This window comes from Sphingomonas sp. (genome assembly GCF_019635455.1).
In the GTDB taxonomy this organism is placed as follows: domain Bacteria; phylum Pseudomonadota; class Alphaproteobacteria; order Sphingomonadales; family Sphingomonadaceae; genus Sphingomonas.
In genome coordinates this window covers 277,988-304,399 of record NZ_JAHBZJ010000003.1, presented here as the reverse complement: position 1 = coordinate 304,399, position 26,412 = coordinate 277,988, and the positions used below count along the sequence as shown (strand labels likewise).

Genomic DNA, 26,412 nt, shown 5'->3' with positions numbered 1-26,412 from the left:
GCGTCACTGCGGGCGCAACGTCCACTCGACCCTGTCCCGCAGGATCCGTGATCCGAACCGGGCGCTGGCCTCGACGCGATTGGCACCCTCAGCCAGGCGGATTTGGGCGACGGCGCACACCCGGTCGATGCACGGGACATTGCCCAGCGACCTGCCGTTCAGGGCGACGTGGACGCTGGGCGCGTTGCTGTAGAGTCGGATCGACGTCAGCGGATCGGTTCGGATGCGCCAGCGCCGGCTGTTGATGTGGAGGACCGGCGTGTCGCTCCACTGTGCCTTGTAATAGAAAAACGCGTCCTTCCTTACCTTGCGGTCAAAGGTCACCAGCCCCTTGTCGTTGATGTCGGTGGCGTCGCCCTCCTGCCGGACGCGCGAAGAGAAATCGAACATGTTCCAGATCCAGCTCGCCCACAGATAGGGTCGCGCACGCAGTTGCGGCCAGCTGCGTTCGTGAAGCCAGCTCTGAAACTCCTCGGGATGCGGGCGACCGCCGGCGTTGATCCGCCATGTCCCGGGATTTTCGACATGCTGGCTGAGCGCCGCGCCGGCGCCATATTCGCTCACCGATATCGGCACGCCGGGATAGCGGGCGTGCATGGCATCGAGATGCGGGCCAAGGTCATCGACCTTCCCGTAATACCAGCCATAATATCGATTATAACCGATCAGGTCCGCCTGACCGGTCAGCGGCGCGAGATAGGGAACCTTGTCGCCCGGCGTCCCCTCACAACAATCGGCGAGCACCGTGGGGCGGGTGCGATCCTCCGCATGGGCGAGAGCGTCGAGTTCGCGCAGCAGTGGCCGGGGATCTGCCCGCGGCCCAAGCCGGCCAAAGGCGAGGTCGATATCGATCTCGTTCGCGATGCCCCATGTGACGACCGAGGGGTGGTTGTAGTTCTGGCGAATGAGTTCGATCAGCTGCTGCCGCGCGTTCGCGACCAGTTCGGGCGATGCCGGCGCATCGCCAAAGGCGATCTTGTTGACCAGCGGCGCCTCGGCCCAGACGACCATGCCATAACGGTCGGCAAGGTCGAACCAGTCTTCGGCGTGCTGATAATGGGCGAAGCGCACGGTGTTCGCGCCCATTTCCGCGATCAAGGCCATGTCGCGCGCGTGATCCGCCGGCGACAAGGCCCAGCCCTTGCCCAGATCGTCCTGATGGCGCGATACGCCGTGCAGCGCGACATGCCGCCCGTTGAGCCAGAAGCCGGTCGCCGCATCGATGCGCACGTCGCGAAAGCCGATCGGCACGGTGACCGAATCGAGTGTCCTTCCGCCTGTGACCAGCCGGGTTTCGAGCCGGTAGAGATAGGGGTCCGCGCGCCCGTTCCAGCGCCGCGCGGCCGGCAGCGCGAGGCTCAGCGCCACCTGTCGCTCGCCCGGGGCCACCGCTTGCGCCGATCGGGCCACGATCCGTCCCGCCGCATCGTGGAGCAGCGCGACCATGTGTTGCCCGGATGCGGCACCGGTGAGCATCACGCGCGATGAAATCCGGCCCGTGCCATCGCCATCGACATGGCTGTCGGCATAAACGCCCGGCCCGCCGAAGTCGTCGAGCGCAATATGGCTGGCCGGCACATGGATCAGCCGGGCGGGGCGATAGATTCCGCCATGGATGAAGAAGTCGCCCAGCAGCGGGATGACGTTCCTGGTCGTGCTGTCGGGGGCCGGCGCGCTGTTGTCCGCGCGCAGCAGGATAAGGTTCGTGCGATCGGGGTCGAGCAGGTCGGTGATATCGAACCGAAAGCGGGAAAAGGCGCCGGCATGATGGCCGGCATGGCGACCGTTCACCCACAGATCGGCGATATTGCCGACGCCCTCGAACTCGATGACATGCCGTTTTCCGCGCGGCAGGGTGCGTCCGTCGATGGACCGTCGATACCACCCCTTGCCCTGACGATTGTCGGTCGCGGTGGTGCGGCCGATGCGATATTCGCCCAGCCGGTTCCAGCTATGCGGCAGGGTAACCGGGTCCCACGACGCGGTGGAGGGGCCGGCGGTTTCGGGGGACAGCGCATCGTCGAACCGGAACTGCCATCCCGAAGCGAGATCGGTGATCGTCCGTCCGGCGGCCGCCGCCGATCGCGGCCCGGCTTGCAGCGGCGCGCAGGCAGCGAGCAAGGCCGCCCACGCCAGCGCCGCCAGCCGCCACATCGTCAGCAGGCCCGGCCGATGCACAGGCTCGCCAGCACCGGATAGTGATCGGACGGCAACCGGCCACCATCCTGTTGCGTCAGCGTCGCGTGGCGCAGCACGGTGATGCCGTCGCTGACGAAGATATGGTCGATGGGGCTGTCCTGCGCCTGTTCGATCTTGAACGCGTTGAAGGTGCCGAGCGGGCCGAAATGCGGGGTGCGGCTGAGCATCTGGGTGTCGCGCAGCATGCCGCTCTCGCCCACCGCCGCATAGGGCGGGCTGCCGATCGGGCTGTTGAAGTCTCCGGTCAGGACGACCGGCTCCCCCGCTCTGCGGTGGGTCGCGATCCAGCTGCGGATCAGCCGCGCGCCCTCCAGCTGCGCGATCGGGCCGATATGATCGAGATGGGTGTTCACCGCCAGCACGGCGCGCCCGGTGCGGCGATCGCGCAGCTGCGCCCAGCTGGCGATGCGCGGATAGGCCGCGTCCCATCCCTTGCCCGGACGATCGGGGGTGGGGGACAGCCAGAAGGTGCCGGAGGCGAGCAGGGTGAACCGGTCCGCCCGATAGCCGACCGGCGAATATTCGCCGCCCTCCCGGCCGTCATCGCGCCCGGCCCCGACGAAGCGATAGCCGGGCAGGTCCGCCTCGATCGCGTCCTTCTGACGTTTCAGCACCTCCTGCATCCCGATGATGTCGGGCGCGTAATAGGCGACGAGGCTGGTCAGCGCCTTGCGCCGGTGCGGCCAGGCGTCGGGTCCGTCCGATGCGAGATCGAGCCGGATGTTGTACGTCATCACCGCGAGCGGCGTCGCGCGGTTCTGCGCCAGCGCAGGCAGTGCGAGCAGGATGGCGAGCAGCGCCGCCGCGCGGTGCCACAGGCGGGTCATGCGAGGTTCCCGCCGTTGCTCGCGATCACCTGGCCGTAGAAACGGGCGCTGCGCTTCGGCGTCCGCGTCTGGCTGGCATAATCGACATGAACGATTCCAAAGCGTTTCGAATAGCCGAGCGACCATTCAAGATTGTCGAAGAGCGACCAGACCATATAGCCGCGCACGTCCACCCCCTTTGCGATCGCATCGGCAATCGCGTTGAGGTGGGAGTGAAGGTAATCGACGCGTAGCGGATCGTCGATGCCGTCCGGCCCCGCGCGCGGCGGATCGTAAAAGGCGGCGCCGTTTTCGGTAATGTAGAGCGGAATCTCGCCATAGGTATCGCGGAACCAGACCAGCAGGTCGGTGAGCGCGGGGGGGTACACCTCCCAGTCGGTCGTGGTGTGGGTCGCGTCCTGTTTCACCATCGACGCGCGCAGCGGCCATTGCGCGGGATCGTTCCGCACGACGTTGCGCGTGTAATAGTTGATGCCGATGAAATCGACCGGCTGGCAGATCTGATCCATGTCCCCGGCCGGCCAGTCGGGCCACGCCTCGCCGAAGATCTCTTTCAGCTCCTCGGGATAGCTGCCCTTGAGCGCGGGATCGAGATATTGGCGGTTCATATAGGCGTGCGCGCGGGCGGTCGCGGCGACATCCTCGGCACTGTCACTGGCGGGATATTTGGGTTCGATGTTGACGACCAGCCCGATTTCGTGCGCGCCGACCTCCCGATAGCGTTGCACCGCCGCGCCGTGCGCGCGCATGAGATTGTGGCTGGCGATCGGCGCTTCGAACATGTTGCGGTGACCGGGCGCCAGCGCGCCGTGCAGATAACCGCCATCGGTGATGACCCATGGTTCGTTGAGCGTCACCCATTTCTTCACCCGGCCGTCGAGCCGCCGATAGAGGACTTCGGCATAATCGGCGAACCAGTCCGCGCTGTCGCGGTTGAGCCAGCCGCCGCGATCGTCCAGCGCGGCGGGCAGGTCCCAGTGATGCAGCGTCAACAGCGGTTCGATACCATGGCCGAGCAGTTCATCGACCAGCCTGTCGTAGAAATCGAGGCCGGCGGCGTTCACGCGACCGGTCCCTTCCGGCAGAACCCGGCCCCAGGCGACGCTGAACCGATAGGCCTGAAGCCCGAGCGACTTCATCAATGCAACGTCGGACGGCATGCGATGATAATGATCGCAGGCGATATCGCCGGTATCGCCCTTTACCGCCATCAGGCGCGGATCGTGGCTGAACCGCTGCCAGATGCTGGCGCCGGCGCCGTCGGCGAGCGGCGATCCTTCGATCTGATAGGCGGCGGTCGCCGCGCCCCACAGGAAGTTTTCGGGAAATCTGGCGGTCATTTCTTGTCCTTGGTGGTTGCCCCGGCGGGGGCGAGACGCTGCGCGAGCAGCCAGGTGTAGAGGGCGGGGTCGTCATAGGCCGGATCCCAGGCATTGTGGCCCAGGTCCGGATAGATGGTGAGGCGCGCCTTGCGCCCGCCACAGGCCCGGATCGCGCGCGCCATGTCGAAACTGCCTTCGGGCAGGACGACATCGTCGCGGTCGCCGTGAAAGGCCCAGACGGGAAGGTCCATGATCCGGCACGCGCCACCCGGATCGCCGCGCCCGGCGACCGGCGCGATTGCCGCGAACCGGGTCGGTTCGGCCAGCGCCCAGCGCCAGGTGGCATGTCCGCCGCGGCTGAGCCCGGTGAGATAGACGCGCGTCGGATCGATCCGCAGCCGGCGCATCACATGATCCATCAGCCGGTCGAGCCTGGCGATGTCCCAGTCCTGATCGGTGCCGAGCAGGGGCGAAACGGTGACGAACGGAAAGGCGCCGTCGCGATCGGCGATCTTGGGCGGCCCATGCACCTTCACCTTGGCGATGTCGTCGCCGCGCTCGCCCGATCCATGCAGGAAGATCAGCAGCGGCCAGCGTTTCGCCGTGTCGGCGTTATAACCGCGCGGGATGAACAGCTGATAGGGATAGTTGCCCGCCTCGATCGCGGGTTGTGGGGTCTGGCCTTCGGTCATCGGTTGCGCCGTTGCGGGGGAGGGGAGGAGGAGCAGCGCCAGCAGCGCCGCCAATGTCCTGAACATGTCCGTCATCCTTTCACACTCCCCGTCAGCAGGCCGCTCAGATAAAAGCGCTGAAGCGCGAGGAAGAGGATCAGCACCGGCAGCGTCGTGACGACGGCACCGGCCATCATCAGCTCATTGTCCTGCACATGCTCCCGGCTCAGCGCCGCCAGCGCGACCGGCAGGGTGTAGAGGTGCTGATCCGCCAGAACGATGAGCGGCCACATGAAGTCGTTCCAGCTTCCCAGAAATACGAACAGCGCCAGCGTGACCAGGATCGGCGTGAGCAACGGGAGCACGATGCGGCGCAGGATCGCCCATTCGCTCGCGCCGTCGATCCGCGCCGCCTCCAGCATCTCGTCGGGGATCGACAGGCAATATTGACGGACCAGGAAGATCCCGAAAATCCCCGCCAGCCACGGCACGAGCGCGCCGGCATAGCTGTTGACCAGGCCCATCGCCTTGAGTTCGAGGAACAGCGGAAGCATGCCGATCTGCCCCGGCACGACCAGCGCGGCGACGAGAATGCGGAACACTTCCTCCCGCCCGCGAAACCGCAATTTGGCGAAGGCATAGCCGGCGGGGACGGTGAACAGGAGCGCCAGCAGCGTCGCCAGTGTCGAGACAAGGGCGCTGTTGAACAGGAAGCGGCCGACCCCATAGCTTTCGAACAGCGTCCGATAATTCTGCCACCCCGGGTGGTCGGGCAGCAGCGGCGGGGGGAATTGCGCGGCCTCGCCCGGCTGCATGAAGCTGACCGACAGCATCCACAATAGCGGCGCAATCGTCAGCAGCGCGACCAGCGCAGCGAGCGTGGTGACGGCGGCGCGGCGGATCATATCGCTCCCCCGCGCCGGGCGAGGCGCAGCTGAACCAGCGTCAGCGCCAGGATGCACAGGAACAACAGGAACGCGACCGCCGCGCCGGAGCCGAGGTTCCACCATTTGAACCCCTCCTCGTACATGAAATACAGGACGGTGACGGTCGATTGCGCGGGGCCGCCCTGCGTCATCACATAGGGTTCGGCGAACAGCTGGAACATCGCCGCGACGGTAAGCACGGAAACCAGCAGCACAGTCGGGGCGATCGCCGGCAGGATGACGTGGCGGAACCGGGTCCACCATCCCGCTCCGTCGATCCGCGCCGCCTCGTCCAGTTCCTTCGGCACGATCTGAAGCGCCGCGAGAAAGATGATCATGTTGTAGCCGAAACTCTTCCACGCGACGAAGATCAGGATCGCGGGCAGCGATGCGGTCGGGCTGCCCAGCCAGTCGATCGGCGCGATGCCGAACCCGCCCAGCAGATAGTTGACCAGCCCGTAGCGGGTGTGGAGCAGATATCGCCACACCACGGCGGTGGCCACCAGCGTGGTGACATAGGGCGCGAACAGCGCGACACGCCAGAACGGCGCCCAGCGCAGCCAGCGCGAATTGACCAGCATCGCCGCCGCGAGTGAGACGGCGACCACCAGCGGCGTGCCGAGCAGCACGAACCACAAGGTGTTGCTCATCGCCTTCCAGAACAGCGGATTTTCGAGCAGGCGCGTATAGTTGTGGAAGCCCACGAAGCGCAGGTTCGACAGATCGGCGAGCGCATAGATGTCGAAATCGGTGAAGCTGAGGAACAGCGACGCCGCCGCCGGAACGACGAAGAAAATCCCGATCGCGGCGAGCGCCGGCCCGGTCATCGTCCAGCCGGCACGCGCCTCGCGGATGCGGGCGGTCGCGCTCATATCGCCTGACCCCGTTCGAGCATCCAGCGCCGCTTTTCGAGGAGCCGGTCGGCGCGCCGGTCGATCTCGCGCCCGGCCTGCGCGACGGTGAACTGGCCGCGCACCATGCGCTCGGCCACGATCTGCATCTCGGTGACGATGCGTTCCCACTCCGGCACCTTGGGAACCGCTGTCGCATGTTCGAGCTGCGTCGCGAACGAGGCGAAGACCGGATCGCGCGCCAGCCCCGCCTGAGTCCAGACCGAGCGGCGCGCGGGCAGGTCACCGGTCAGTTGCTGAAAGCGCAGCTGGGCGCGGGGGGAGAGAAGGCGGGAGATCAGGTCCCAGCTTGGATCGTCGCCATCGCCCGCCGCCGCGTGCGATCCGCGAAACACGACCAGGCTCGAGCCGCCCGGCGCTGCCGAACCGATCCCGCGCGGGCCGGGATTGGGTGCGGTCCCCCATCTGCCCTGCATCTCGGCAGGCAGGCGCGCGCGCAGGTCGCCGACCGTCCAGGGGCCGGAGGTGAAGATCGCGAAGGTCCCGCGCGCAAACTCGTTCCACAGGTTCGAAATCTGGGTCGCGGACGCGACCGGGGCCAGCCGCTCGTCGAACAGCGATTTGTAGAAGGCGAGTGCCGCGAGGAATTCGGGTTCGGAAAAGGCGCCGCGCGCTCCATCGTCGCGCAACAGCCGCGCGCCGGCGGACAGGGCGATGGTCAGCAGCTGTTCGAATTCGTTGACCGGGAGCAGCACCGCGAAATCGCCGGCACCGCCCAGCGCCTTGACGCGATGCAATGCCCGCTTCCACGCGTCCCACTCAAGTGGAGGTGCGGCATGGCCGGCGCGTGCGAACAGGTCCGTGCGATAGAATTGCAGCCGCGTATCGACATACCAGGGGATCGCCCAGACCGCCGCGCCGATGCGATTGGTCTCGACCACCGCCGGGAACTGGTCGGTGAGCAAGCCATGCACGGCAGACGGGACCGGCGCGATCGCGCCGATCGCGGCAAGTTCGGCGATCCAGCTGTTCCCGACCTGGCCGATCCGGGGAAGCGACCCGCCGGCAAAACCGGTCAGCAGCTTTTCGTGCGCCGCCGACCAGGGAAGCGGCTGGACCGTGACGGCTGGCGCGCCGGCGGGGCGGTTCAGGTCCGCGAGCAGCCGGGGCAGGCTCGCCGCCTCATTGCCCATCGCCCAGATGGTGATCCCCTGATCCGCGCGCGCGCCGCAGCCGCCGGCAAGCGCCAGTGGCAGCGCCGCGATCCCGCCGATCATGGATCGCCGTGACAGATTCACGGCGCCGGGGCTCGATGCGCGGCGGCGCTCGTCGCCTCGTCCGACGCGGCCGGGCCGCTGGTGGTGCCGCGCGCAATCAGTGTCGGGGTGAGGATCGTCGCGCTGGCCGCGCCCAGCACCTCGCCCCGCAATTGCCGCAGCAGCATCATCATCGCCGTCGATCCGACCTGATCGATCTTGACCTGCATCGTGGTGAGCGCGGGGCTGATATGGCGGGCGAGGGGGATGTCGTCGAACCCGGCCACCATGATGTTGCCCGGAACCCCGATGCCGGCCTCTATGAACTGGGCGATGCAGCCGACCGCCATCACGTCGTTCGCCGCGAACACGGCATCGACCTGCATCTGGCCCGCGATCAGCAGGCGCGCGGCCTGCGCGCCGCCATCCTCGGTGAAATCGCCCGGCAGGATCAGCGGGCTGCGCTCACCCGCGACCTGCGCCATCGCGTCGGTGAAGCCGCGCTGGCGGTCGCGCGCGTCGCGATTGTGCTTGGGGCCGGCGATATGGACGACCTGTCGCGCGCCCCGATCGATCAGCGCCTTGGTCATCGCATAGGCGCCGCGATAATTGTCGATCGCCACGAAGGGCAGGTCGAGGCCGTCGGCATCATAGTTGAGCAGCACGGTCGGGATGGCCGGGTCCAGATTCGCCGCCAGTGCCTCCGGCTTCACGTCGGGCGGCATCACCAGCAGGCCATCGACGCGACCGCGCATCGACGCGACCGCCGCGGCGGTTTCATGCGCGCTGCCATGCATGTTGCCCAGCAGCAGGTGCATCCCCGATTCATGCGCGACGAGATCGATGCCGCGAATGACCTCGGAAAAGAACTCGCCGAACAGATCGGGCAGGATGACGCCGATCGTATCGGTCTTGCGCCGGGTCAGGCTGCGTGCGCCGCTATGCGGGACGAAGCTGAGCTTCTTGACCGCCGCCATCACCAGTTCACGGGTGGGGCCGGTCACGTTCGTATGTCCGTTGATCACCCGCGAGGCGGTGGCGACCGAGACCCCGGCTTCGCGGGCGACGTCCCTCAGCGTTGCCATGGCGATTCCTCCTGGCGCAATCGGCGGGCGATGGGCGGGGGGGCGTCAGCCACGCGCGGCTCCCCGGATGGCGAGGCCCTGGGCGTCGAACAGGTGCAGCTTTTGGGCGGGAAGGCGCACCGGCACCACCTCCCCCTCGCGCAGCGTGCCGTCGTCGCGATGCTGTAGAATCAGGGTCATGTCCTCCTCGCCGCGCAGATGGACCGTCGCGAAGCCGCCGAGTCGTTCGATGAACGTCACGGTGAATGGCAGCGCGTCGGCCCCCGCGCCAATCTCGATATCGTCGGGGCGGATGCCCAGCGACAGCGCCGCGCCGGGGGCGATGCGCGCGACCGGTTCGGGCAGCGGGATCGTATCGCCGCTGATGAGCCGCGCGGCCGGGGGTGGTCCCGCTTCCACGGTGGCGGACAGGATGTTCATCCGTGGTGTGCCAAGAAACTGCGCGACCGTCAGGTTCGCAGGGGAGTCGTAGAGCGTGCGCGGCGGCCCGGCCTGCTCCACCTGACCCTCGCGCATCACGATGATCCGGTCGGCAAGCGTCATCGCCTCGACCTGATCGTGCGTGACATAGAGGGTGGTGGTTCCCAGCTGGCGGTGCAGCTCGGCGAATTCGTAGCGCATCCGCGCGCGCAGGTCCGCGTCCAGGTTCGACAGCGGTTCGTCGAACAGGAAGATGTTCGGCTGGCGCACGATCGCGCGCCCGATGGCCACGCGTTGCCGCTGCCCGCCGGACAGCGCCGCCGGCTTGCGGTCGAGATAGTCGGAGATGTTGAGGATGTCGGCCGCGCGACGCACCGCCGCGTCGATCTCGGCCGATCCCACGCGGGCGATGCGCAGCGCGAACGCCATATTCTCATAGACGGTCAGGTGCGGGTAGAGCGCGTAGGATTGAAAGACCATCGCGATGCCCCGCCGGGACGGGGCGAGGTCGTCCACCTGCCGGTCGCCGATGCGGATCTGCCCTTCGTCCAGCTGCTCCAGCCCGGCGACGGCGCGCAGCAGCGTCGATTTGCCGCAGCCCGACGGGCCGACGATGACCGCGAATTCGCCGTCCCCCACCTCGACATCGACCGCGCGCAGCACGTGGGTCTCGCCAAAGCTCTTGCTTGCGCCGTGGATCGACAATCCGGCCATCTCGCCCCCCGCCGTTCCGGCTATCGAACCGGAGTCAGGATCATCGCGAACCCGCCCCCCGCCGCCATGGTGATGCGCCAGTCGGACGCCGATGTCACGGTGCGGCTTTCGACCGTCATCGCGAACTGGTCGCCGTCGATGCCACCGCCAGGCCCGTCGCGCCACAGCTGCGCGCGATACCGTTTGCCGGGGGGCAGAAAGGCGAAATCGACGGTAAAGTCGCGCGCCTTGCCGTCGGTCACGCCGCCGACCGCCCAGTCCTGGCCGCCGCGCCGCTGCCGCGCGAACACCGCATATTCGCCGACTGCGCCGCCCAGCATCCGCGAGGTCTCCCAATCGATCGGCACGCGCCGGATGAAATCGAGCGCCTGGGGATGCGCGGCATAATTTTCGGGCAGGTCGGCGGCCATCTGTACCGGGCTGTAGATCACGACATAATTCGCCAGCTGCTTGGCGAGGGTGGAGGGGATCTTGCGCCCGCCCTTGCCGCGCAGGCTGACCACGCCGGGCGTATAGTCCATCGGGCCGGACAGCATCCGGGTAAAGACCAGTGTCGCTTCATGTTCGGGCGGGTTGGGCGGGTCGCCCCAGGCGGCATATTCCATGCCACGCGCGCCTTCCCGGCTCACCATATTGGGCCAGGTGCGCCGCAGGCCGGTATCCTTGATCGGTTCATGCGCGTCGATGGTGATATGATGCCGCGCCGCCGCCTCGGCCACGGCGACGTGGTGGCGCGCCATATACTGGCCGTCATGCCAGTCCCAGATGTCGCTGCCGTCCGCCGCCTGGTGCAGGATGCCGCCTGCATCGGCGACGTAACCGGTCTTTACCGCCGGCACGCCATGGCGTTCGTAAAAGGCGAAGGCGCGCTCCATCTGGTCGGCATAGCGCCCCGCATTGCCCGCGGTTTCATGGTGACCGATGATCGCCACGCCCCTGCGCCGGGCATAGGCGGCGACCTTGTCCATGTCGAAATCGGGATAGGGTTTGTCGAAGATGAAGTTGCGCCCGCTGTCGCCGATCCAGTTGCCGTCCCATCCGACATTCCAGCCTTCGATCAGCACGCCGCCAAAGCCGTTCTGCGCAGCGAAATCGATATAGCGCATCGCGTGCTCGGTCGTCGCGCCGTGTTTCGGGCCGCTGTTCCAGCTCCACTGGTCGAGGTGCATCGCCCACCAGATGCCGACATATTTGATTGGCTTCACCCAACTGACATCGCCCAGCCGGTTGGGTTCGTTGAGGTTCAGGATCAGATCCGACGCGGCATAGAGGCCCGGCGCGTCGTCGGCGATCGTGATCGTTCGCCACGGCGTTTCGAACGGCGCGGCGCGGCGCACCTTCCATGCCTCGGCCCCGGGCGACAGGCGCGTGCGAAAGCGCTGGCCATCGATCCGTTGCAGCCAGAAACCGGCATAGTCGATCAGCGCGGCCTCATGGATCGAAATGTGCAGCCCGTCGTCGCGGCGAAAGGTGATCGGCGAATGGGCGGTGCCGACCTCTCGCGCCGGCGTGTGGTGATAGAGATATTCGTACCGGTTCCATTCGCCGGCCGGGATCCACCATGCCTGTGCGTTGCCCGCGATGTTGAACTCGGTCAGCTCCTCGTCGATCCGCACGTCGCGCAGTTGCGGCTGATCGGGAAAGGCGAAGCGGAACCCGACGCCGGAATCAAAGACGCGGGCGATCAGGTCGATCCGCCGCTTGGACTTCACCAGTTCCAGGATCGGCACCCGCATTTCGCGATACTGTTCGCGCATCCAGCGGTTCTCGCCCCAGGGTTGCTCCCATTTGCGATCGGCGTCCGTATAGCTGGCCTCGCCCAGGCGCATGCCATGTTCGAATTTTCCATCGCCGCGCAGCATGAAGCCGAGCGTCGAGGGCGCGATCACCGGCTTGCCGTCGCGGGTGACGGTATAGGTCGGCACCTCGTTCACGGTGGTGAGGGTGAAGCAGATGCGCTTGTCCGGGGAACACACGCCGTGCGTGACGTCATCGCGCGCGGCCAGCGCCGGTGCGGGGAGCAGGAATGCGAGGAGCAGCGCGATCGGCAGGACAATCCCCGCGCGTTTCCGCCTGCCCACGCTCTGGATCGAGCGGCGCCCCATCATCCTCGTCTCCACGTCATTCTGTTGTAGGGCCAAGTCTAGACCGCGGCCTGCCGCTGTGCAACCGGTTACATTTTGAGCCGTGCCGCGTAATTGGCGCGCCCCGGCCCTAGTCGCAGCGCGGGGGTACGCCGATCCCCGTTTCGGGGTGCGCGAAGCGATAGGCGAGGGTGGTGAAGGTGCGAAACGTGCCGGCGAAGCGGGTGATGTCGTTGCGCGCGCCGGCGTCGAAGTCGCGATATCGCGCCTGTCGCTCCATCGCCAGGCCCATCGCCCGCCGCGCAAGCATATAGGCGGCGGACGCGCATCCCTGTGCGCCGCGCAGTCGTGCCAGCAGTTCCCGGGTTTCGATCGAAACGCTGTCGCCCTCCAGCCCCTTGCCCCGCGCGAGATCGAGCGCGCGTTGCGCCAGGGTGATCGCCTCGTCCCGCCGACCCCCGGCGATCGCGACCTGCGCGCTGAGGTACAGGCGCTCGATTTCCAGATCGGGGGGCGGGTCGAAGGTCGATCGCGCCGCGTTGGCGCTCCGCCAATAGGTGTTGAGGTGCTGCATCGCCTCTTCGAAGGCGATCCGCGTCGGCCGCGTGATCGGAATGTTCAGGAAATCGTCGAACGTCTTGAGGGTCTGGACATAGGCGAACAGGTTCTCGCCCGTGGTGGTACGCAAAGCCGCCACCTCGGCAAGGCGGATGCGCATGTTCAGCAGGCATGACTTCAGCGCCCAGACCGTGTCGCATTCCTCGTCCGCATATTCGGCCAGCGCCCTGGCGGGCTGGCCCAGCCGGTAATAGGCCAGCGCACGGGCATAATAGAGCCTGGCCGACTTGCGCGCCTCCTCGCCCGTGATGCGGTTCGCCATTGCCAGCGCCCGATCATAATAGCCGGTTTCGGCGAGCAGCACGGCATAGGTGGCGATCGTATCGTCGATCTGTTCGGGGATTTGCTGGCCGAGCAATTCGGCGAAACGGATCGCCGCGTCGAGATGGCGTGTCGCGGTGGCGACGTCGCCGCGCAGATAGGCGCTCGCGCCGATCGCGCCCCAGGCCAGCACGATCATCCGGTCGCTCCGCCGGCTGTGGTCGAGCGCGCGTTCGAGCCGTTCGCTCCAGCGTTGCGCGCGGGCGCGATCCCCCGCCGCCACCGCGATCATCGCGCCGCTGATCGATGCGGACAGGCAGGTATCGGCGTCATAGTCACGCGGGCCGCACCAGCGATCGACCGTCTCGATCAGGTCGAGCGCTTCCGCCTGCCGTCGTCGCGCGGCCAGCAGGCGGGCATTATAGGCTGCGGCATCCTGCGCCAGTTCGGGCCGCGATGCCAATTTCTGCAACAGGGGCGCGAAATCGACCTTCTCACGCGGATAGCCGAACTCGAGCCGGTCCGGCTCCATCCGCCCCAGCACCAGCCGCTCGAACAGGCGGAGCATCGGATCGCCGGTCGTATAGCCACGCGCCAGTGCGGTGTCCGCCACGCTGCGGATCTGTTGCGCAAGCCGCGCGTCGCTGGCCTCGCTGGAGCGATAGGAGGCGACCGACCAGTCCGCCCACGCCTGTCCGGTGCCGCCGACAAGCGACGGTTCGTCGCGCGCGATCGACATCGCATCGTAGAAATAGGGATAGGCAAGGTCGCCGCGCTCGATCGCCATGGCGTCCGCTCCCCATGCCATGAACAGCGTGTAGCAACGGCGCCTTTCGGTCGCGTCTGCCGGCTTTTGGCATTGCCGCTCCCGGCTGCCATCGGCATCGCGCGCGGCGAAGGCCTGTCGCCGCTGGTCGAGCAGCGCGGCGCGCGCCGCGACGTCAGGCTCCGCCGCATGGGCGGTGGTGGCGACACAGAGCGGTAGGGCAAGCGCGAGGATCGACGCGAGTCTACGCATCCCGTCGTTATCGCTGGCGAATTCGGCGCGGCAACTGACAAATCGCGTCCTTGACGCGCCGCGGCGGCGCCGCCGGTCGGCGCCCGCCATTGACATCGCCCCGCGATCTGATGAGCCTCTCCATCCCATGCATGCACCCACCTCGCCATGTTTCGCGCCGCGTTCCGCCATTCGCTGGCGGCTGATCAGGGTAGCGTTCGCGCTGCCCATCCTCGCCCTTCTGCCCGGCGCCGGGCCGGCACCGCAGGGGCCGGCGCTGTGCGCCACCCCACGCGTGCGGATCGATGCGGATTTCCCGGCGGCGGGGGCATGGCGCTGTATCGTCGAGGCGCCGGACCGGGTCGCGATCGTGATCGCTCCCGATCGGCCACCCCCGCTCAACCCCAGTCCATGGTATGCGGTGCGCTACCGGATTACCGGCGATGCGCCGGTGACGCTGCGATTGAGCTATCTCAACGCGGGCCACCGCTACGCGCCAAAGGTGAGCGCGGACGGGCTTTCCTGGCACCTGCTCGATCCCCGGTCGGTTCGCGCGGACAAGACCGGGGTCAGCTTTGTCCTGCCCGCGGAAGGCCAGTTTGTCGCGGGGCAGGAAATCGTCGATTCCGCCCGGCATCACCAGTGGCTGGTCGCACTGGCGCAGCGGCCCGGGGCGATGCTGCGCACGATCGGCGAGAGCCATGACGGACGCCCGATCGAGGCGCTGACGTTCGGCAATCCGCGGGCGAAGCGGATCATACTCCTTCTCGGGCGTCAGCACCCGCCCGAAGTGACCGGGGCGTTTGCCATGAACGCATTCCTCACCGCGCTGCTGGGCGACGATGAGGAGGTGCGGGCGATGCGTGCGGCGGTGCGGTTCGTGGCGGTCCCGCTGCTCAACCCCGATGGCGTCGATCGCGGCTATTGGCGGACCAATATGGGCGGGATCGATATCAATCGCGATTGGGGCGATTTCTCGCAGCCGGAAACGCGGGCGGTGCGCGATCTGGTCGATGCGCTGGTTCGCGATGGCGTCCGGCCGCTTGTATCGATCGACTTTCACTCGACCGACCGCAACCTCTTCTACACCCAGGGGGAAGGGGACAATGCCGCGATCTATGCCTGGTCGAAAGCGTGGCTGGACCGCGCCCGGCCACATGTGCCGGACTATGCCTTCACGCAGGAGCCGCGCAACGCCAATCCCGGCAGCGGCACCGCGAAGAATTATTTCTTTCAGACCTATGGCATCCCATCGATGACCTATGAGGTCGGTGATGAGACGGATCGTAAGGCGATCGCCACGGCTGCCCGCGCCTTCGCGATCGCGCTGTCCCCCAGTGTGATCCGCGCGCGCTGAACTGCGCGGCGACTGAAATCGTCGCGCTTCGCCAGATTGACAGCGAGACTGCGCCCGGCGACGTTCCACACGAAAATGGCGGGGTGCGACGATGTTCTCGATACTGGCGACGGCACTGGCACTTGGGTCCGCAGCGCCGCAGGCGCCGCCCGATCCCTATCAGCCCGAGAAATGCCGGTTCGATCTGGGCCAGGGGACGCTTCGCACCGCGACGCTGGGTACGCAGACGGTCGCTGCCGGGGAAAAGATCGACCTGACGATCTATTATTCACGCTATCCAAGTGATTTCAACAATATACCGGTCAAATGCCTCACCGGGTGGAAGGTGTCTTCAAAGACCGCAATGCTGGCCCGGGACCGGAAATCCTTCACGGTCGATGCCGCCGCGAAGTCCGGATCAGAATTCACCATCGCCTACAGCTATCGCGGAAAGCGATTCATCCAGCGGTACAAGGTGATCGAGCCGACCACGTCGCCGATCACCGGTTTCTGGACGCAGGAGGGGGTCGCCGCCTGTACCGACGATGACCGTGTCTATGATCTCGTCTTCAACCGCGACGGCAGTTTCGGCGTGATGTTCGGCCCCAATATGGGCTTTCGCAAGGATTTCACCGGAAAATGGCGCGTGGAGGGCAATCGCGTCATCGTCTTTGACCTCAATGGCGCGAAGCCGGCCGATTTCGTCGGCACGGCGACGTTCTCGATCGACGCCAATGGCGGATTGACGTTCGACAGGCCGTGGTTCGGCACATCGGGAAAACGCGGCACCTGCGTGGCGCCGTTTCGCAAGATGCGATGAGGACCGCAGGCGTCGCCGCCGCGCCGCATTCGCCGAGTTGAAGGCCGCCTGTACTCCGCGCTAACACCGTCGCATGTCGGAACCCCGCGATTCCACGCTTCGGCTGGACCCGAAATATGATGCCGACGGCCTGATCACCGCCGTCGCCACGGATGCCACGACGGGCGAGCTGTTGATGCTCGCCCATATGAATGCCGACGCGCTCGTGCGGACGCTGGAAAGCGGGGAGGCGTGGTTCTGGTCGCGCAGCCGCCAGCGACTGTGGAAAAAAGGCGAAAGCTCAGGCAACGTGCTGCGCGTGGTCGAGGCGCGGATCGATTGCGATCAGGACGCGCTGTGGCTCAAGGTCCAGCCTGCCGGGCCGGCATGCCACACCGGCGCGCGTAGTTGCTTTTTCCGCCGGATCGAGGGCGATCGACTGGTGCCGGCGGAATGATCGCCCGCGCCGCGCCGGGTCGCGCCGTCGGGACCGGCATCGGATTGGCGTTGTTGCTGGGCCTCAGCGCCTGTTCATCCAATTCGCCGGGCGACAACCGGAACGCCGCTGCGCCCCCTGACCTTGAAACCGCGGCGATCGCGCGCGGCCTGGTGCGCGACCCGGCGGACACCAATCCGACCGGCCTCTACGCCCGCGATACCGACCGTGTGTGCATCGTTCCCAAGGGCAATGCCTATCGGATCGGCGCCTTCGTGGATTATGGCGACGGGCTGAGCTGCACCGGCTCCGGAACCGCCGCGCGCGCGGGTGAGACGCTGTCCGTCGAGCTGAAGGGAAAGGGCGGCGCGACATGCGCGTTCGATGCGAAGTTCGACGGGGATCGCATCACCTTTCCCGCGACCCTGCCCGACGGGTGCGCGAAATTGTGCGGACCGCGCGCCTCGTTCGGGGCGCTGGAGGTCGCGCGGCTGAGCGAATCCGCGGCCGAAGCGACGGCATTGCGTAGCGCGACCGGGCAGCGGCTCTGCGAAGATTGACGTTAACGTAAAGCTGGCGTAGATCGAGCCATGGCCACGACCTCGAAAACCGTGGCGAGCTTCGCACCGATCGATGCCCGCCCGGACAAGGAGAGCTTCTCGATCTCGGACCTGTGTGCCGAGTTCGAGGTCACGGCGCGCGCGCTGCGCTTCTATGAGGATGAAGGGTTGATCGCGCCCGAGCGCCGGGGGCTTCAGCGCATCTACTCGCACCGCGATCGCGCCCGGCTCGCCTGGATCCTGCGCGGCAAGCGCGTCGGGTTCAGCCTCGCTGAAATTCGCGAGATGATCGACCTCTATGATGTCGGCGACGACCGCCGGACCCAGCATCAGGTGACGCTGGACAAGTGCCGCGCGCGGATCGACCTGCTCGAACGGCAAAAGGTCGATATCGACGCGGCCATCGCCGAACTCGATGACTTTATCGCGGTCCTGGAGGGCCGTGCCGAACCCGCCAAATAGGAAGAGACAAATGCCCCAATACACGGCCCCCGTGCGCGACACCCGCTTCGTCCTCGACCGGGTGTTGAAGCTCGACCAATATACCGGCCTTCCCGGCTTTTCCGCGGCGACGCCCGATGTCGTCAGCGCGGTGCTGGAAGAGGGCGGCAAGTTCGTCGCCGAGGTGCTGTTTCCGATCAACCATTCGGGTGACCAGCAAGGCTGTACCCGCCATGCGGACGGCAGCGTCACGACCCCGGATGGCTTCAAACAGGCCTATGACCAGTTCGTCGAGGCCGGTTGGGGACTGCTCTCCGCGCCGGAGGAATTTGGCGGGCAGGGGCTTCCCCATGTCATCGGCACCGCGTTTCAGGAATATATGATTTCCGCCAACATGGCCTTCGCCATGTATTTCGGGCTGACCCATGGCGCGATCGAGGCGCTGCGCGCGAAGGGAAGCCCGGAGCAGCAGGCGAAGTATATCCCCAGGATGGCGTCGGGCGAGTGGGGCGGGACGATGAACCTGACCGAGCCGCAGTGCGGCACCGACCTCGGCCTCATCAAGACGCGGGCGGAGCCGAATGCGGACGGCAGCTGGTCGATCACCGGGACGAAGATCTTCATCTCCTCGGGCGAGCATGACCTGACGCGTAACATCATCCACCTCGTCCTCGCCAAGACTCCCGGCGCGCCCGACAGCACGAAGGGGATCAGCCTGTTCGTCGTCCCGAAGTTCATCGTGAATACGGACGGCTCGCTGGGGGATCGCAACGCCGTTTCGTGCGGATCGATCGAGCACAAGATGGGAATCCACGGCAATTCCACCTGTGTCATGAATTATGACGGCGCGACCGGCTGGCTGGTCGGCGAGGAGATGAAGGGCCTTGCCGCCATGTTCATCATGATGAACGCCGCGCGCCTTGGCGTGGGGTTGCAGGGCGTCGGCATCGGCGAGGTCGCGTTCCAGAATGCGGTGCAATATGCGAAGGATCGCCGCCAGGGCCGGGCGCTCACCGGCGCCGCCGAGCCGGACGAAAAGGCCGACCCGCTGTTCGTCCACCCCGATGTCCGCCGCATGCTGATGGAGGCGAAGGCGATGACCGAGGGGCTGCGCGCGCTTTGCCTGTGGGGCGGCCTCCAGGTCGATCTGGCGCATCAGGCGGAGAGCGAGGAGGAGCGTCAGCTGGCGGACGATCTGATCGGCCTGCTCACCCCGGTGATCAAGGGCGTCGGCACCGATGCGGGGTACAAGATCGCGACCGACAGCCAGCAGGTCTATGGCGGGCATGGCTACATCGCCGAATGGGGCATGGAGCAATATGTGCGCGATGCCCGGATCGCGATGATCTATGAAGGCACCAACGGCGTGCAGGCCATGGATCTGGTCGGCCGCAAGCTGGCGCTGAATGGCGGACGCGCGATCCAGTCGCTGTTCCGGATCGTCGGCGAGGAAGCCGCCGCCGCCAAGAGCAAGCCTGAGCTGGCGCATCTGGCGGAATCGCTGGAAAAGGCCAATGGCCAGCTACAGGCCGCGACGATGTGGTTCATGCAGAACGGGATGAAGGATCCGAACCAGGTCGGCGCCGGCGCCTATTCCTATATGGAACTGATGGGCGTGGTGGCGATCGGCCTGATGTGGCTGCGCATGGCCGACGCCGCCGTCGAGGCGCTGGCCGAAGGCGGCGAGGACAAGCCGTTCTACGAAGCGAAGCTGGTCACCGCGCGCTTCTACGCCGACCGCATCATGCCCAATGCCGGTGCGCTGCGTCGCAAGATCGAAAGCGGTGCGGAGACCATCATGGCGCTCCCGCCGGAGATGTTCGAGGTCGCCTGACCGGGTTCGGTTCGCTCAGGGCTGATCGCCGGACGCCCTCGCCGGCGCATCGCCTGCGCCGGCGGGGCTGGGGCCGGGTGACGGCGCCGCCGCCGGAGGTGCCGGTTCCTTGCGGCGCACCCCGGTCAGGCCGTCGGGAACGCTGGCGCGCTTCACCGCGTCGCCAGTGTCCTGAGGCGTGGCCGTCGATACCGCCTGCGGGACGGGGCCACGGCGCATGCACTGGACCGGACTCGGCCGCTTGAATTCGGTGCAGTTCCACAGCGCCTTGCCAAAACCCTGCGCCGCATCGCGCAGATAGCTGAACGACATCGTCTCGAGCTGCGCACGGCTGAGCGTCGTGCCGGCCGGCGGCACCTTGCGCGGATCGGTCCAGCCCAGGAACTTGCAATAGGGGCGCTCGCCGCACGTCCGGATCGCCAGTGCGGCAAAACCGTCATCGCCCAGCTTTCGATCCAGCGCGACATAGAATGTGTCCGGTTCCGCCGCGGCCACCGGCGCCGGAACGGCGGAGTCGGGAATGCTGGCGGGGTCGATCGCGCCATCGACCTTCTCGATGCCTGCCAGCGGATCGGCGGCGCCGCGATGCGCGGGCGAGAGCAGGGCCATTTTCGCGATCACCGGCTCGGCGCCGGCATAGGCGCGGCGAAATGCGGGCGGCGTCCCCCACCAGCCGGTCCACCGGAAGAACAGGTGGGTATGCACCTCCGCCACCTTGTCGAGGCTCGCGCTCCAATAGGGAACGACCCAATCGGTGTGGTAATGGGTCGCGTGTCCCACCTTTGCGAAGACCGCGCCGTTCAATGCCATGCGCGCGATCTCCTGCGCGCGGACCCAGGCAGCGGGGGAGGGGGTCCGTGTCATCGCCCCGTCACAGGTAAAGGTGAACTGACAGCCGGTACGCCGCTCCTGCCCCTGAAAGACCACGCCGCACACCGTCTTGGGAAAGGCGGGATGGCGCAGGCGATTGAGCACCACCTGAGCCACCGCGCGCTGCCCCACGGCGTCGTCGCCAGCCTCATACCAGGTCGCGGCGGCGAGGCAGTCGATCGCCCGCTCGCGATCGGCGGTCGCGCCGGTAAGCACGAATGGCCGCGCGGCGGGGTTGGGCGCGGTGGAAAAGGGGATGGCGGCGTTGAACGCGCGGGCCTCGTCTGCCGGGAGCGCCGCGATCTCGACCGGTTCGACCTCCGGGATTTCGGCCTTTGGCACCACCCGCTTGGGATGGACGATCCGGGCGAGCGCGCTGCGATCGACGGTCGCGCGCGGCATGGTTGCGACCACCAGCGCCGGTACGCCAAGCGCCAGGCTCGCGATGGCGGCCATCGCGAGCCACAGGGGCAGTGGCACCGTCTGTCGCGGACGATCGGTTGAAACGGGCAAGGTCACGATGCGCGGCGGATCCTGAAGCGGCAAAAAGGCCGCCGCGCATAGCGCATCGCCGCGCGTAGCGAAACCGCTGCCCCCCGGACGCAGCTGCCGCCCGGTTCAGCCCGGGACCGGCGGAGACGTTATTGCGGCCAGAAGCCGGTGGCCTCGCACAGGTCCCACTGATCGGCGACGTTCATCCGGCAGCCGGAACTCGTCGCGCCACAGCGCGCATATTCGCGCTCGTACCGCTTGAAACACGCCTCGATCGCGACCGACGGCGCGCGCGATACCGCACGGCCCCCCGCCTTGATCAGCCGCACGCCCGATTCGGTGGCGGCGGCGGGCTTCACCGCGACACTCGCCGCCTGTTCGGCCGCACGCGCCGCGGCGCGTGCCGCCGCATCCTTGCCACCGCCGAATACCAGCGGCCACGTCAGAAAGATCGCCAGCATCACGCTGACGCAGATCATTGCATTTCGCACGATTTCCCCCCGGAATCCGTGTTCCCCGACTCGGACAGCTTACCGCATGTCGGGCGAAATGCGAGTCCGTCAGCTCTCCGGAAGGAAGTCCGGAACGCTCAAATAGCGCTCACCTGTATCATAATTGAACCCCAGCACCCGCGATCCGGTCGGAAGATCGGCGAGTTTCTTCGCGATCGCCGCCAGCGTAGCGCCCGAACTGATGCCGACCAGCAGCCCTTCCTCGCGCGCGGCGCGGCGGGCATATTCCTTTGCGTCGCCGGCATCGACCTTGATCGCGCCATCGATCGCATCGGTATGCAAATTCGCGGGGATGAAGCCGGCGCCGATCCCCTGAATCGGGTGCGGCCCGGGCTGGCCGCCGGAAATGACGGGCGACAGCTCCGGCTCGACGGCATAGACCTTCAGGTCCGGCCAGGCTTTTTTCAGCGTTTCGGCCACGCCGGTGATGTGGCCGCCAGTGCCGACCCCGGTAATCAGCACGTCGGGCGGGCTGTCGCCGAAATCGGCGAGGATCTCCTGCGCGGTCGTGCGGACATGGACATCGATATTGGCGGGGTTTTCGAATTGTTGCGGCATCCACGCGCCGGGGGTCGATGCGACGATCTCGGTCGCGCGCTCGATCGCGCCCTTCATTCCCTTCTCCCGCGGCGTAAGGTCGAAGCTGGCCCCATAAGCGAGCATCAGGCGACGGCGCTCGATGCTCATGCTTTCCGGCATGACCAGGATCAGCTTGTAGCCCTTGACCGCCGCCACCATCGCCAGCCCGACGCCGGTATTGCCGCTGGTCGGTTCGACGATCGTGCCGCCGGGCTTCAGGCTGCCATCGGCCTCCGCCGCCTCGACCATCGCCAGCGCGATGCGATCCTTGATCGAGCCGCCGGGATTGGCGCGTTCGGATTTCACCCACACCTCCGCGCCCGGAAACAGGCGCTGGATGCGGATGTGGGGCGTGTTGCCGATGGTTTCGAGGACCGTGTTCGCCTTCATGTCGTGGTCTCCTCTACAGGGGGTTCGTCAAGCATGACGGGCGCGTCAAAGGTTCGCGCGCGCCGCAATTGCGGAAAGATATGCGCCCAGAGCGCGGTTACCAGCACCGCGGCGATTCCGCCGCCCACCGTGGCGACGACCGGCCCGATCAGCGCGGCGAGAAAGCCCGACCGCGCTTCGCCCAGTTCGTTGGAGCTGGAGATGAACAGCGTCGAGACCGAACCCACCCGTCCGCGCATCGAATCGGGCGTATAGAGCTGAATCAGCGAGGACCGGACATAGACCGACACCATGTCGAACGCGCCGAGTGCGACCAGCGCGACAAGCGAAAGCAGCACCGCCGGCGCCAGATCGCTGCCCACCATGCCAGGCCCGAACCAGTGTTTGAGCAAGGGGCCGGCGGCGCCGAACAGGGTCGTGGCGATGCCGAACCCGATCACCGCCCAGAGCATCTTTACCCCGACATTGGTCTTGAGCGGGCGCCAGGAAAACAGGACGCCGACAATCACCGCGCCCAGCGCCGGCGCCGCGCGCAGATGGCCCAGGCCGTCCGCCCCGATCATCAGAATATCGCGCGCGTAGATCGGCAGCATGGCGGTCGCTCCGCCCAGCAGCACCGCGAACATGTCGAGCGAGATGGCGCCCAGCACCAGCCGGTTGCGCCGCACATAATGCAGGCCATCGACCATCTGGGTAAAGGGGTTGCCAACCGCCTTGATCCGGCTGTGCGGCACGCGGGACACGAGCAGCATCATCAGCAGCGAGACGCAGAACAGGGCGCCCGAAACGAAATAGGGAAGCGAGGCGTCGGCCGCGTAGAGATAGCCGCCCATCGCCGGACCGCCGATCGACCCGACCTGCCACGCGACGGCGCTCAGCGCGATCGCGGTCGGCAGCGATTCGCCGGGGACGAGGTTGGGCGCAAGCGCCTGGAGCGCGGGGCTGGCAAAGGCGCGGGCGACTCCCAGCAGCGCGGCGATCCCGAACAGCCAGGGCAGGGTGATCGACCCGCTCGCGGTCAAGAGCGCGAGCGAGAAGGCGCACAGCACTTCCAGCGAGATCGATGCGCGGATGATCCATCGGCGGTCGATGCGATCCGCCACCCATCCCGATACCAGTGTCAGCGCGAGCAGCGGCAGGAACTGAGCCAGGCCGACAAAGCCAAGCTGAAGCGCGGCCTCGCGCATTCCCATCGTCTCGCGGGCAAGGTCGTAGACCTGCCACCCGATGACGACGACCATCGACAGGCTGGCGAGCGTCGAGGCGAAGCGCGCGATCCAATATTTGCGGTAATTGGCGACGCGAAAGGGATGGGCGGCCATATCGTCCTGTCGGGCCGCCCAACGGCATTGCGGGCGGCTTCACTCCGCCTCTAGGGACTCGCGGTCGGGTCGCGCAATGAAGGATTCGTTGGCGCGGACCACCGAACCCTTTTCCGGATTGCCGAGAAAGGTGATCAGATCCCGGCTCAACCGATCGCCATGAGTCGCGAACAGGCCATGCGGCGCGTCGTCATACTCGACCAGCTGCGCATCGCGGATGCCGGCTGCGGCCGCGCGCGCGGATGCGGCGATCGGCACGGTCGCGTCACCCGTGCCGTGCAGCACGAGCGTCGGCACGTCGAAGGCGGGCAGGTCGCCGCGAAAATCAGTGAAGCCAAATGCCTTCGCGCACGCCAGCGTCGCCGGAAGGCTGGCCTGCATCGCCAGTCGCCAGGCCCAGTCGAGCGTCGCGTCCGAAACCGGATGCAACAAGGTCCCGACGCCAAAGAAGTCGCGAAAGAACGATGCGAAAAAGCCGGGACGATCCGCCGCCAGCCGCTCGCCAATTTCCTCGAGCTTCTCGCGCGGTACTCCATCCGGGTTGTCGTCGGTCTTGAGCATATAGGGGACGACCGAGCTGACAAGCGCCGCAGCGACGACCCCCTTGCCGTCATGACGCGACATATATCGCGCCACCTCGCCGCCACCCATGGAGAAACCGACGATGCTCGCCTCCTCGCCAATGTCGCGCGCCGCCATGACATCGGCGAGATCGTCGGCCAGCGTATCGTACTCATAGCCGGTCCAGGGCTGGGACGAGCGGCCGAACCCGCGACGATCATAGGCGATGACGCGGAAACCGGCCCGCGCCAGCGCCATCGCCTGAGAATCCCAGCTGTCGGCAGACAGCGGCCAGCCATGGATCAGTACCACCGGCCGCCCGCCGCCGTCCCAATCCTTGAGGTACAGATCGACCCCGTCCCTCGTCTTTACATACGGCATGGTGAGGTTCTCCGGCTTCAGGCGAGCGAAACCTCGGCGACCTTGTCGCGATATTCCTTCTTCGGATCGGCGCCGAGCAGCATCTTCACGCCGGCGAACAGGCTGTTCTCGTTGAGCCAGATCTGCGCGCGTTCGGGGTTCAGGCGGATCAGTTGGAGATTGGGATCGTCCTTTCCGCCCTCGTACCAGGCGGCGACAAAGGGATTCCACAGCCGGTCGATCGTGGCGCGATCATTGTCGAGGACGAGATTGCCATGGATCGTCGCCCACAGATCATGCCCCTTGGACGCGAAATGGGCCATGGCGCGATGCCCCTCGCGCATCGCCGCGACGATACCATTGTCCCTGGTGGTGAAGAACCAGACGGGACCGCCATCGCTGTCCTTGTCGCGCATCGCGGTCATCGGTTGCGCATGTCCGTCCTCGACGCCGTCAAGACCGAGGAAGAGGGTGCGATCGTCGTCGAGTGCCTTCCAGAATTTTTCCTGAAGCTCCTGCGGGGTTGGCATGGGCTGCTCCTCTCAAAATTGATTTGCAGCACGAACGGATGGCAAAAGGCAGGGTTCCGGATTTGGCTCAGCCCAGCACGGGGAGGGCCGGTCTGCGCGCGATATAGGCGTCGCCCGCGCGATCCGCGACGAACCCGGTCTGGGCCAGGCGGTTCAACAGAAAGCGCCCGCGGTCCCGCAACTCGTCACGCGCGTCGCGCCCGGCCGCCTTGATCGGGCCTAGCCCGTCCGGTCCGCGCTCCAGCAGTCCCCGCCGGACCAACGCATCGGCATGGCGGGAGGTGGTGGCATAGGGCATGCCGAGCAGGCGGGCGATCACGCTGGTCTTCACACCTGTACCCTGCGCATTCCCCCCATAGCGGGCGCTGCTCCACTCGACCGCCAGCAGAACCGCCTGGCGGGTCCAGTTCGACTCCCGTCGGTCATGCGATCCGACCGCCGACAGCAAAAGGTCCAGCGCCACGCCCGTTCCCAGGCGCGGATCATAGCATATGCCCTTGCGCGCCGCGGGTACTTTGAGCGCGGCGGCCATGGCATCCTCGATCAGGCGGACCAGCAGATCGTGGCACCGGTCGGTAAACGTGGAGGTCACCGGGTCGGAGAGCGCGGACAGCGGAGCCGATACCCCCGCGTCGTTTCGAACCAGCAGATTGGCATCGACCAGCGCGATCACGTTGCGCCGCGTGGTTTCGAACGGGCGGTTGAGCGACGTCGCCAGCGCGTTGATGCTGACCGGACGCGGTGGGGGAGAGGCGGGGGTAAACGGCCCGCACGCCCGGGCCACTGCCGCGAACAGAAGTGCGCGATTGAGCGATCCGAAGGTCGTCATGCCGGCCGCGAATGCGCAGGCCGTGAATTCCAGAAGCAGAAGGTCGAAGGTCGGGCAGCCTTCTTCGACCGGTTCATCACGCTCGGATGCGCTTGGCCCGGATCGAACTGGGTCGGACCGTCTCTGTGTACCCGCGACCAACCGTACCGCCTACTACTGTCAACTCACACGCGTGGGCGAGTGAAGGAGCAAATCGCGTGGGTGGCAACGCGGTGGCTACCCATTTTGGGGGTAATCGGCCGCTCGAATCCCGTTTTGGGTAACTGGGCGTCCGATTGTGCGCGTAAACTGGAATTTTCTGCCGCAATCGCGCGGACTTGATACGTTTTG

Annotated in this window: 24 protein-coding genes; 6 read left to right on the top strand and 18 right to left on the bottom strand. The window is 66.7% G+C overall.

All coding sequences use genetic code 11. From position 1 onward, the window contains the following. Positions 1–3: 3 nt before the first annotated feature. The 11 genes from KF783_RS06260 to KF783_RS06210 all read right to left on the bottom strand — a co-directional run bounded on the left by KF783_RS06260 (position 4) and on the right by KF783_RS06210 (position 14,252). The gene (locus KF783_RS06260) at positions 4–2,178 is read right to left on the bottom strand and encodes a glycoside hydrolase family 2 TIM barrel-domain containing protein (protein WP_294077455.1); all 2,175 of its coding nucleotides are present in this window, start codon (positions 2,176–2,178) and stop codon (positions 4–6) included. Next, entirely contained in the window at positions 2,157–3,026 is an 870-nt protein-coding gene (locus KF783_RS06255) for an endonuclease/exonuclease/phosphatase family protein (protein WP_294077454.1), read from the bottom strand. The genes KF783_RS06260 and KF783_RS06255 overlap by 22 nt, the downstream gene beginning before the upstream one ends. Beyond that, the gene (locus KF783_RS06250; protein WP_294077452.1) at positions 3,023–4,366 is read right to left on the bottom strand and encodes a GH1 family beta-glucosidase; all 1,344 of its coding nucleotides are present in this window, start codon (positions 4,364–4,366) and stop codon (positions 3,023–3,025) included. Before KF783_RS06250 ends, KF783_RS06255 begins: the two co-directional genes overlap by 4 nt. Then, complete coding sequence (locus tag KF783_RS06245) at positions 4,363–5,115, bottom strand: hypothetical protein (protein ID WP_294077450.1); 753 nt, start codon at positions 5,113–5,115, stop codon at positions 4,363–4,365. Before KF783_RS06245 ends, KF783_RS06250 begins: the two co-directional genes overlap by 4 nt. After that, the gene (locus tag KF783_RS06240; RefSeq protein WP_294077447.1) at positions 5,112–5,924 is read right to left on the bottom strand and encodes a carbohydrate ABC transporter permease; all 813 of its coding nucleotides are present in this window, start codon (positions 5,922–5,924) and stop codon (positions 5,112–5,114) included. The genes KF783_RS06245 and KF783_RS06240 overlap by 4 nt, the downstream gene beginning before the upstream one ends. Next, positions 5,921–6,817 carry a sugar ABC transporter permease gene (locus KF783_RS06235; protein WP_294077446.1) on the bottom strand — a complete coding sequence of 299 codons (897 nt, stop codon included), beginning with the start codon at positions 6,815–6,817 and terminating at the stop codon, positions 5,921–5,923. Before KF783_RS06235 ends, KF783_RS06240 begins: the two co-directional genes overlap by 4 nt. Further along, complete coding sequence (locus KF783_RS06230) at positions 6,814–8,073, bottom strand: extracellular solute-binding protein (protein ID WP_294077444.1); 1,260 nt, start codon at positions 8,071–8,073, stop codon at positions 6,814–6,816. The genes KF783_RS06235 and KF783_RS06230 overlap by 4 nt, the downstream gene beginning before the upstream one ends. 17 nt (positions 8,074–8,090) lie before the next feature. After that, positions 8,091–9,137 (bottom strand): LacI family DNA-binding transcriptional regulator, encoded by a 1,047-nt coding sequence (locus KF783_RS06225; protein WP_294077443.1) that lies wholly within the window; start codon positions 9,135–9,137, stop codon positions 8,091–8,093. Between the two features lie 45 nt (positions 9,138–9,182). After that, a complete protein-coding gene (ugpC, locus tag KF783_RS06220; RefSeq protein WP_294077441.1) occupies positions 9,183–10,271 on the bottom strand; it encodes a sn-glycerol-3-phosphate ABC transporter ATP-binding protein UgpC in 1,089 nt (362 codons plus the stop codon). A 20-nt stretch (positions 10,272–10,291) separates the two neighbouring features. After that, positions 10,292–12,379, bottom strand: coding sequence for a glycoside hydrolase family 97 protein (locus tag KF783_RS06215; RefSeq protein WP_294077440.1), 2,088 nt, complete (start codon positions 12,377–12,379; stop codon positions 10,292–10,294). 106 nt (positions 12,380–12,485) lie between these two features. After that, positions 12,486–14,252 (bottom strand): hypothetical protein, encoded by a 1,767-nt coding sequence (locus tag KF783_RS06210; protein WP_294077438.1) that lies wholly within the window; start codon positions 14,250–14,252, stop codon positions 12,486–12,488. 127 nt (positions 14,253–14,379) lie between these two features. Between KF783_RS06210 and KF783_RS06205 the strand changes: the two genes are divergently transcribed. The 6 genes from KF783_RS06205 (at position 14,380) to KF783_RS06180 (ending at position 19,637) form a co-directional block, all read left to right on the top strand. Further along, entirely contained in the window at positions 14,380–15,588 is a 1,209-nt protein-coding gene (locus KF783_RS06205; protein ID WP_294077436.1) for a M14 family metallopeptidase, read from the top strand. 91 nt (positions 15,589–15,679) lie between these two features. Beyond that, a complete protein-coding gene (locus KF783_RS06200) occupies positions 15,680–16,387 on the top strand; it encodes a hypothetical protein (protein ID WP_294077434.1) in 708 nt (235 codons plus the stop codon). Between the two features lie 73 nt (positions 16,388–16,460). Beyond that, on the top strand, positions 16,461–16,823 hold the full coding sequence (hisI, locus tag KF783_RS06195; protein WP_294077432.1) for a phosphoribosyl-AMP cyclohydrolase: 363 nt from the start codon (positions 16,461–16,463) through the stop codon (positions 16,821–16,823). Then, positions 16,820–17,362: a hypothetical protein gene (locus tag KF783_RS06190; RefSeq protein ID WP_294077429.1), complete on the top strand. Its 543-nt coding sequence runs from the start codon at positions 16,820–16,822 to the stop codon at positions 17,360–17,362. The genes hisI and KF783_RS06190 overlap by 4 nt, the downstream gene beginning before the upstream one ends. A 30-nt stretch (positions 17,363–17,392) precedes the next feature. Then, the gene (locus tag KF783_RS06185; RefSeq protein WP_294077427.1) at positions 17,393–17,824 is read left to right on the top strand and encodes a MerR family DNA-binding transcriptional regulator; all 432 of its coding nucleotides are present in this window, start codon (positions 17,393–17,395) and stop codon (positions 17,822–17,824) included. Between the two features lie 10 nt (positions 17,825–17,834). Continuing rightward, on the top strand, positions 17,835–19,637 hold the full coding sequence (locus KF783_RS06180; protein ID WP_294077425.1) for an acyl-CoA dehydrogenase C-terminal domain-containing protein: 1,803 nt from the start codon (positions 17,835–17,837) through the stop codon (positions 19,635–19,637). 15 nt (positions 19,638–19,652) lie between these two features. Here the strand turns inward: KF783_RS06180 and KF783_RS06175 are convergent, their stop codons facing one another. From KF783_RS06175 to KF783_RS06145, 7 genes are all read right to left on the bottom strand, one after another. Continuing rightward, the gene (locus tag KF783_RS06175; protein ID WP_294077423.1) at positions 19,653–21,020 is read right to left on the bottom strand and encodes a cell wall hydrolase; all 1,368 of its coding nucleotides are present in this window, start codon (positions 21,018–21,020) and stop codon (positions 19,653–19,655) included. Between the two features lie 128 nt (positions 21,021–21,148). Beyond that, a complete protein-coding gene (locus KF783_RS06170) occupies positions 21,149–21,490 on the bottom strand; it encodes a hypothetical protein (RefSeq protein WP_294077421.1) in 342 nt (113 codons plus the stop codon). Positions 21,491–21,559: 69 nt separating this feature from the next. After that, positions 21,560–22,480: a cysteine synthase A gene (cysK, locus tag KF783_RS06165; protein WP_294077420.1), complete on the bottom strand. Its 921-nt coding sequence runs from the start codon at positions 22,478–22,480 to the stop codon at positions 21,560–21,562. After that, positions 22,477–23,802 (bottom strand): MFS transporter, encoded by a 1,326-nt coding sequence (locus tag KF783_RS06160; protein WP_294077419.1) that lies wholly within the window; start codon positions 23,800–23,802, stop codon positions 22,477–22,479. Before KF783_RS06160 ends, cysK begins: the two co-directional genes overlap by 4 nt. 39 nt (positions 23,803–23,841) lie before the next feature. Continuing rightward, positions 23,842–24,744 carry an alpha/beta hydrolase gene (locus tag KF783_RS06155; protein ID WP_294077416.1) on the bottom strand — a complete coding sequence of 301 codons (903 nt, stop codon included), beginning with the start codon at positions 24,742–24,744 and terminating at the stop codon, positions 23,842–23,844. Between the two features lie 17 nt (positions 24,745–24,761). Next, positions 24,762–25,253, bottom strand: a complete 492-nt coding sequence (locus tag KF783_RS06150; RefSeq protein WP_294077414.1) for a pyridoxamine 5'-phosphate oxidase family protein — start codon at positions 25,251–25,253, stop codon at positions 24,762–24,764. 67 nt (positions 25,254–25,320) lie between these two features. Beyond that, positions 25,321–26,082 carry a helix-turn-helix domain-containing protein gene (locus tag KF783_RS06145; RefSeq protein ID WP_294077412.1) on the bottom strand — a complete coding sequence of 254 codons (762 nt, stop codon included), beginning with the start codon at positions 26,080–26,082 and terminating at the stop codon, positions 25,321–25,323. Between the last annotated feature and the right edge of the window lie 330 nt (positions 26,083–26,412).

Coding starts and splice junctions, on each gene's coding strand:
- KF783_RS06255 (WP_294077454.1), bottom strand. CDS start 3,026: ATGACCCGCCTGTGGCACCGCGCGGCGGCGCTGCTCGCCATCCTGCTC.
- KF783_RS06250 (WP_294077452.1), bottom strand. CDS start 4,366: ATGACCGCCAGATTTCCCGAAAACTTCCTGTGGGGCGCGGCGACCGCC.
- KF783_RS06245 (WP_294077450.1), bottom strand. CDS start 5,115: ATGACGGACATGTTCAGGACATTGGCGGCGCTGCTGGCGCTGCTCCTC.
- KF783_RS06240 (WP_294077447.1), bottom strand. CDS start 5,924: ATGATCCGCCGCGCCGCCGTCACCACGCTCGCTGCGCTGGTCGCGCTG.
- KF783_RS06235 (WP_294077446.1), bottom strand. CDS start 6,817: ATGAGCGCGACCGCCCGCATCCGCGAGGCGCGTGCCGGCTGGACGATG.
- KF783_RS06230 (WP_294077444.1), bottom strand. CDS start 8,073: ATGATCGGCGGGATCGCGGCGCTGCCACTGGCGCTTGCCGGCGGCTGC.
- KF783_RS06225 (WP_294077443.1), bottom strand. CDS start 9,137: ATGGCAACGCTGAGGGACGTCGCCCGCGAAGCCGGGGTCTCGGTCGCC.
- ugpC (WP_294077441.1), bottom strand. CDS start 10,271: ATGGCCGGATTGTCGATCCACGGCGCAAGCAAGAGCTTTGGCGAGACC.
- KF783_RS06215 (WP_294077440.1), bottom strand. CDS start 12,379: ATGATGGGGCGCCGCTCGATCCAGAGCGTGGGCAGGCGGAAACGCGCG.
- KF783_RS06210 (WP_294077438.1), bottom strand. CDS start 14,252: ATGCGTAGACTCGCGTCGATCCTCGCGCTTGCCCTACCGCTCTGTGTC.
- KF783_RS06205 (WP_294077436.1), top strand. CDS start 14,380: ATGCATGCACCCACCTCGCCATGTTTCGCGCCGCGTTCCGCCATTCGC.
- KF783_RS06200 (WP_294077434.1), top strand. CDS start 15,680: ATGTTCTCGATACTGGCGACGGCACTGGCACTTGGGTCCGCAGCGCCG.
- hisI (WP_294077432.1), top strand. CDS start 16,461: ATGTCGGAACCCCGCGATTCCACGCTTCGGCTGGACCCGAAATATGAT.
- KF783_RS06190 (WP_294077429.1), top strand. CDS start 16,820: ATGATCGCCCGCGCCGCGCCGGGTCGCGCCGTCGGGACCGGCATCGGA.
- KF783_RS06185 (WP_294077427.1), top strand. CDS start 17,393: ATGGCCACGACCTCGAAAACCGTGGCGAGCTTCGCACCGATCGATGCC.
- KF783_RS06180 (WP_294077425.1), top strand. CDS start 17,835: ATGCCCCAATACACGGCCCCCGTGCGCGACACCCGCTTCGTCCTCGAC.
- cysK (WP_294077420.1), bottom strand. CDS start 22,480: ATGAAGGCGAACACGGTCCTCGAAACCATCGGCAACACGCCCCACATC.
- KF783_RS06160 (WP_294077419.1), bottom strand. CDS start 23,802: ATGGCCGCCCATCCCTTTCGCGTCGCCAATTACCGCAAATATTGGATC.
- KF783_RS06155 (WP_294077416.1), bottom strand. CDS start 24,744: ATGCCGTATGTAAAGACGAGGGACGGGGTCGATCTGTACCTCAAGGAT.
- KF783_RS06150 (WP_294077414.1), bottom strand. CDS start 25,253: ATGCCAACCCCGCAGGAGCTTCAGGAAAAATTCTGGAAGGCACTCGAC.
- KF783_RS06145 (WP_294077412.1), bottom strand. CDS start 26,082: ATGACGACCTTCGGATCGCTCAATCGCGCACTTCTGTTCGCGGCAGTG.